The sequence below is a fragment of the Actinomadura sp. RB99 genome, assembly GCF_014706005.1.
GTDB lineage: Bacteria > Actinomycetota > Actinomycetes > Streptosporangiales > Streptosporangiaceae > Spirillospora.
Map to the genome: position 1 here is coordinate 1 of NZ_JABMCA010000146.1, position 7057 is coordinate 7057.

Here is a 7057-nt window from a genome sequence, read left to right on the forward strand (position 1 = left end):
GCCGCGTCCGCCAGGGCGCCCGCCCCGGCCGCGTCCGCCGCGGCGTCCCGCTTGCCCGCCCAGCGGCCCAGCCGGTACCCGGCCGCCCCCGGCACCACGGCGCCCGCCACGGCCGCCGTGTTCTTGCGCGCCTCCGCGACCGACTTGTCCAGATGGGCCTCGCTCTTCTCCCGCGACCCCACCGCCGAGTAGCCGACCGCCGAGAACAGGTGCTGGAACGGCTTGCGGTAGATGAAAGCCGCGAACGTCACCAGCGCGATCAGCAGGATCTGCAGCCCCCACGGCAGCGTCTCGCCGAGGATCAGCCCGTACGCCCACAGCAGCAGCGCCAGCACGCCGATCAGCGCCGCCTGTTTCAGCAGCATCGACAGCAGCAGCTCCAGCCAGCGGACCGCGATCACCCGGCCGATCCCGGGATGGATCCCGATCCCGAGGAAGATCGGCCCCGCCACCAGCAGCAGCAGGAACGCGATCTTCACCACGATCAGCGCGATCGCGATCACCATGATCAGCAGCCCGGCGACCAGCGCCGCGAACAGCCCGCCGAACGCCACCGCCAGCCGGTTCTGCCAGCTCTTGCCCTGGAACAGCGAGTACGTCCCGGGATAGTCGTCCTTGATGGTCTTGGCGACGCTCTTGTAGTCGTCCGCCTTCTGCCCGAGATCGGGTTTCTCCGTGCCGTACGACTCCGGCAGGTCCACCGCCTGCGACGACAGCAGCTTGTCCGCGTTCTCCTTGACGATCTTCGCGTTCGGGTCGGTGGTGCCGAACTCGCCCTGCAGCCACGGCTTGCAGACCAGCGCCACCCACAGCCCGTTCGCGTTGCGGGTCGTGGCGTCCAGGTTCGCCGACGCCATCGGGTCCGGCTTGCCGTCCGGCGGCGGGATGCATCTGCCGCCCTTGGTGTCGCTCTGCGGCAGCGCCGCGTTGAACGCCGCGCTCGTCGCCGACGACACCTTCGTGCCGAGGGTGGTGAAGTCCGCGGGCCGCGCGACCAGCCAGATCAGCGCGACCATCGCGGCGACCATCCAGACGACGCCCTCGGTCACCTTGCTCGCGCGCCGCCGGACCAGCCCCCACCAGGCCAGCCACATCGCGCCGAGGATGACCACCCACGACCAGTAGCGGGCGTTGAACGTCTTGCCCATGCCGCTGATCACGCCGTCGACGGTGCTCTTCAGCCAGCCGAGCAGCGACTCCGACGCCGCCGCCTGGTAGATGCTGATCGTCGTCCGGTCGACCGCCCGGACCAGCGTGAACGTCGTGTTGGCGATCGCGTTGCCCATCATCGCCATCGCGTCCGAGCAGCCCATGTCGACCGCGTACCAGGTCTGCCCGGCCGTGCCGTACCGGTCGTAGTAGGTGAGCTGGTCGCCCGGCGTCTTCTGCAGCTTCGCGTCGGGGTAGCCGGGCGGCTTGATCATCCCGTCTGTCCCGGACCCGTACGCCTCCGGCGCCGGGTTGTCGGCGGGAGCGCACGCGTCGTTCGGGTTGGAACCGGGCGGCAACGGGATGGACGCCGCCGCCGGCGACAGCGGGCTGACCAGGAACAGCGCCATGATGACCAGCAGCACCGCGGAGCGGCGGCTGCGCGGGCGGTGCCGGCGGCGGCGGCTTCGGCGCAGGTCGAGGCGTTCGCCGGGCGAGCGCTGCAGGCGCTCCGTCCGGATGCGGGGACCCCTCATCGGCTGACCTCCTCGACCTCGGCCCCCGCTGCGGTGAGTTCGGAACGCCCAGGATGGGACCGGGTCGGGTTGGTGTCCAGCCAGCGCCGCAGCTCCTCGGAGATGAGGTCGACGCCGATCCGGCCCGCCCGCCCGTCGAGGTCGCGGAAGATGCACTCGCCGTTGCCGAGGTTGCGCAGCACGGCCTTGTGCTCGTCGGACGACTCGACCCCGAGCAGCGACATCACGTTGCCCACCTCGACCCGTTCGGTTGAGCGGAAGGAGAACACCGACGACAGGCAGTTGGTCACCTGCTCGTTCAGCAGGTCCCCCGCGTTCTGGGAGACGAGGATCAGCGCGGTGTTGCGGGACCGCCCCATCCTCGACACCTCGGGCACCAGCTTGGCGCCCTCGGGCGTCGACGTGATCGCCCACGCCTCGTCCAGGAAGATCGCCTTCGGCAGCCGCCGGTCGATGCCGTGCATCAGCCGCCGCGCGAACTGCGACACCAGGTACATCAGCGCGACGGACAGCCGCTGCTCGTAGGAGTAGTCCTCGCGGGAGATCGTGACGTCGGGGAGGGTGAGGCCGCCGAGGGTGAACACGGTCGTCCAGCCGGCGGTGTCGATGCGCTCGCCGCCGGACGGGTCGAAGCACAGCCGGGCGAGGTGCATCTCCGACATCGACCGCAGCACCGCGCCGAGGTTCTTGGACGCGGGGTCGGCGGCCTGCTCCAGGTGGTCGACGACGCGGCCGAGGGACGGCTGACCGGCGTTGGCGACGGCGCCGACCGCCTGGATCATCGCGGACTCGCGCTCCTCCGACATGCGCGGCAGCAGCAGCCGGAGCGTCTCGGTCGCCATGGTCTTCTTGGTGGCGAGGTCGTCGCCGAACGAGAACGGGTCGAGCAGGCCGGGCGCCGCGGACCCGAGGGGCAGGATCCGCGCCTTGCGGCCGCGCGCCTTCAGCAGTTCCACCAGCGACTCGGCATCGCCCTTCGGGTCGATGGCCGCGATCGTGACGCCGCGCAGCGCCATCTGGTAGATGAGCAGCAGCGCGAGGGTGGTCTTGCCGCCGCCGGGCTCGCCGGTGATCGCGACGGCGGTCGGGCGGTTGCGGGCCGCGGCGACGAGCGGGTCGAAGTGGACGATCGACCGGGCCCGGCCGAGGGTCTCGCCGATGTAGGGGCCGATCCAGCCCTCGTCGTTCTCGTCGGTGCGGTCGCCGAGGTCGACGGTCGCGACGGGCATCCCGCCCGCGATGGTGCGCAGCGGCTGCCGCTGCGCGTAGGCGTTCAGCCGGATCTGGTCGCCGGGCAGCGACTCCAGGAACAGCGAGAACTGGTCGCCGGTGGAGTTGACGACGTCGATGCCGATGTCGCGGTAGTGCTCGACGACCGCGTCGACCCGCTGGGCGAGGAGGTCCTCGGTGGCCGCGGACACGATCAGCCGGTGCCACCCGTACACGAACGGCAGCCGCTCCTTGGTGATGCCGTGCTCCAGCATCCGCGCGGCGTCGATCTGCTCGGCGAGCGCGATCGGCGCCTCCGCGCCCGCCTCCCGGATGTGCTGGTCCATGTCGCGGGCGTGCGCGAGCTTCCGCGACACGTCCTTGGACGCCTTGGCGGGCGGGATCAGCTTCATCCGCGCGCTGATCTCGACGGGGAACGGGAGCGCGTCGGCGTAGTGGAACCACGGCTCGCCGTCGGGGAACGGCATCATGTCGGGGAAGCGGGCGAACGACAGGTACGCGACGTAGGACGCGGCCGTCGCGCCGCCGCCCGCGCCGGTGAAGTTCGGCTGCTCGATCCGCAGGTACGAGCGGCCGTTGTGGATGGCGCCCTCCACCAGCGACTCGATCTCGCCCTTGCCCCACGTCCGGCGCGGCACCGCCGACGGCGGCGGGTCGGCGAGCGATCCCGTCACCGCGTGCTGGAACAGCCACGCCACCTCGGTGGACGTCGCGTGCCGGGCGTACAGGGCGGACCCGCCGAGGGCCCGGCCGATCCGCTCGGCCTGGTCGGTCCAGCGCCCGATCTCCCGCTTGTCGATCGCGTCGTCGTTGACGCCGAGGACCTTCTCGCTGCGCTTGTAGAACCCGAGGAGCTGCGACACCACCCCGCCGGACAGGTGCGCGCCCATCCCCCGGGGGCCGAGCCGCACCCCGAGGTAGACCTCCTTCGTCCAGAAGTCCTTGGCCCACACGTGGGCGTAGGTCTCCTCCAGGTACTCCCGCCACCCGGGGCCGCCGTCGGACGTGTTGTCCAGCGCGAGCGCCCACTCCGCCGCCGGGTACGTGCGGTGCGCGATCCGCAGGTGCACCTCGGCGTCCTGCATCCGGATCCCGGCGAGCGCGATCGTGATGTTGGTGGCGAGCGCCTCCCGCTCCTCGCCGGTGGTGAACTCGTAGGACACCGTGGGCAGCCGGAAGTACGCCCAGGCCGCGTTGTCGGTGAGCAGTACGCGGTCGTCGAAGTACCGCACGGCCAGCCGGCTGGCCTTGCTCATGCCGTCCTCCCGACCCTGGTCCTGACCAATGATTCTCCCGATCGGCGTGCGGCTGCGAAGGGCTGGCGGGGAGAGTGTTCACAATCCGGGCGGACATCAACGACAGGCGCGCCCGCCACGCTGGCGCCCGTCCGGCCGGCTCGGTGCCCGCGAGGGGCGCTCATCGGGTGGCCTCCTGCTCCTGCTGAAGCTCCTGGTAACGCTCGGGCACGACGGTGAACCCGCCGGCGACCACACCGGCGAGGGCAAGATAGGCACGGCGCGTCGGCGCGCGCAACGACTTCAGCTCGTTGCGGGGCGCGCGGTCCATGCTGAGGTGATCGTCCCACGGGATGCGCACGAGGGCACGGCAACGCCCCCGGGCGACCGCCTCCGCCTGCTCGACGTCGTCCATGCTGCGGCGGCTCACCCCGTTGATGACCGTGACGGCGCGGGACCGGAGCTCCTCGTACCCGTGCCCGTCCAGCCACTCGAACGTCATCGCCACCGCGCGCGGCGCGTCGGCGCTGGCCGGCGCGACCAGCACGATCTGGTCGGCGTACGGCAGGACCCGCGCGACGATCGCCGCCGCGGTGTCGAGCAGCGTCACCGAGTAGAACTTGTCGATCGTGCGGATCGCCAGCGCGTAGTCGCGGTCGTCGAGCGCCTGCAGCGGGTTCTTCCCGGCCGCGATGACGTCGAGGCCGGACTTGGCCTGCGAGGTGTAGCGGCGCATCGCGGTGAGGCTGCCGACCTGGTCGGCGCGCGTGATCAGCGAGGTCAGCGTCTCGTTGGTCTCGCTGCGCGTCCGCCGCGCGAGCGCGCCCGGCCCCGGGTTCACGTCGATCGCGACGACCGGCTCCCCGTTGTGCTGCGCGAACGTGTGCCCGAGCATCAGCGCGGTGACGGTCTGCCCCGCGCCGCCGGTGCAGCCGAGGACCACGACGTGCCGCGTCCCGTGGAACGGCTGCTGGAGCCGCTGCTGGTACTCGGCGTCGACCTCGCCGTGGCCGCCGCCGACGGCCTGGATGAGGCGGCGCAGCCCGCCGGTCGTGACCTCGTGCTCCGGTCCCGGCGGCGTGATCGCGGGCCCGGACGCGGGCGGCGCCGGGGGCGGCGGCAGCGGCCTCGGCCGGACCGGCGACTGCGGCTGCGACCGCACCTCCCGCGGCGGTGCCTGCTCCTCCGCGGGCTGCGGCACGTGCGGCTGCGGCGGTTGCAGCTGCTGGGGCGGCTGGGGCGGCGGCTGGATCGGGACGCCCTGCGGCGGCAGTTCCGTGTACGCCTCCGGCGCCTTCCCCGGCTCGGGGACGGGCGGCCACTGCATGTTGTCGGTGGTCGCCGGGCGCAGCGGCTTCGACAGCCCCTTCGACCACGGTCGCGGCGCCTCCAGGCGCGGCGTACCGGCGTCCCGCTCCTGCTTGGCGGGCCGCCACTCGTTCTCCTCCGACGGCCCGCCCTGCGTACCGCCGAATGCGGCGGGCGCGGCGGGGCGGCCCTGCATCGGGATGTCCGGCCGCGTCGGCGCGGGCGGCCGCACCACCGGCGGCTGCGCGGGGGCGCCCGGCCCGCCGCGCTGCGGAACCTGCCGGGGCAGATCCGGGCGCGTGGGCCCCTGCGCCGCGGGCGGCTGCTGCTGGACGGGCTGCTGGGGCGCTGGCCGCTGCGGCGGTGGGGCGGGCGCCCTCCTTGGCGACGCGGCCTGCCACCCGGCGACCTTCTTGTCACCGGGCTCGCCGCCGAACAGTTCTGCGCCCTTGCGTCCCCGTCGACGGCCCCGCATCGGCTCGACCACAGCCGCCGGGCGCTCGGCAGCGTCGTCGCGTCCCGCCGGGGTCGGAGAAGACTCGGAGGAGGCAACGGGTGCAGGACGCTCAACCGGCGAACCGGCTTCGTCCCCGCGCTCTGCCTCCTGCGCGGCGGCCGGACGCTCGGCGTCGCCTGCGACCGGAGCCGCCGGCTCCGGGGCGGCACCCGAAGCTTCCGCCTCTGTGGGCTTCGCAGCGGCGTCGGCCGGACTCTCGGCAGGGGCGACGGGCACGGGGCGGTCGGCCTTGGCATCCGGCGTCTCAGGCTCGGCCTCGTGACGGGTCTCCGGCGCGGGCGGCGCGGGCTCGTCGGCGCCGGCGGTTTCGGCCTCGGCGGGTTCGGCAGGCGCCGGCGACTCCGTCGCACGGGCCGCGTCGGCGCCCTCGTCCGGGCGCTCGGCGGCGCGGTCGCCTGCCTCGGCCACCGGCTCCTGCGCAGAGGGCGACGGACCCGCTTCTGCGGGGCCTGAGGCGGCCGACGTCGTTGCGGGGGTCTCTTCGCCGGGGGCCTGCGGCCCCTCGGGACGGCCCTGCTGGGCGGTCGGGCCGTCGGTTCCGCCCGCGCCGAACGGCAGGGGCACCGGGTGGACGCCGGGCGCTTGACCGGGGGGCGGGGGCGGGGCGGGGGTCTCGGCCTTGGCGAAGGGGACGGGCCTGCCGAAGGAGGCGGGGGCGGCGGGAGCCTGCTGGGGGATGTCCGGGCGGGTGCTCGGGGAGACGGCGGGCCAGATCTCGGCGGACGCCCCGGGGCGGCGGATGCCGGACGCGAGGCCGCGCTTCCCGGAACCGGCGGAGGACGGGGGGACCTCCAGCCGGGGCGTCGCCGGGGGCCGCTCGAACTCCCCGAGGTGCGGATCGGGCTGGACATCGTCCTCGTGGGAGATGTCGCGTTCGGTGCGGCGCCAAGGCTTGGGCGCGGGAGCCGCAGGCGCGGCAGGCGGCGCGGGAGCGGCAGGGGCCGCAGGGGCGACGGGGGCCGCGGGGGCGGGGACGTCGAACCGGGCGGCGTAGTCGGCGAGCGGGACAGGCCCGTCGGCGATGGCCGGGCCCGGGAGCATGGGCGCCGCGGCGGGGACGGGCGCGGGCGGCGGAGCAGATC

At 73.9% G+C, this 7057-nt stretch carries 3 protein-coding genes; all 3 read right to left on the minus strand.

Features of this window, described 5'->3' with window-relative positions:
- On the minus strand, window positions 1-1685 hold a 1685-nt coding region (locus tag amrb99_RS48845; protein ID WP_190868939.1), incomplete at its 3' end, for a type IV secretion system protein.
- The gene (locus tag amrb99_RS48850; protein ID WP_190868940.1) at window positions 1682-4171 is read right to left on the minus strand and encodes an ATP-binding protein; all 2490 of its coding nucleotides are present in this window, start codon (window positions 4169-4171) and stop codon (window positions 1682-1684) included. The genes amrb99_RS48845 and amrb99_RS48850, both read right to left, overlap by 4 nt.
- A gap of 160 nt (window positions 4172-4331) precedes the next feature.
- Window positions 4332-7057 (minus strand): hypothetical protein (locus tag amrb99_RS50440; protein WP_206700413.1); only part of this gene is annotated, 2726 nt, incomplete at its 5' end.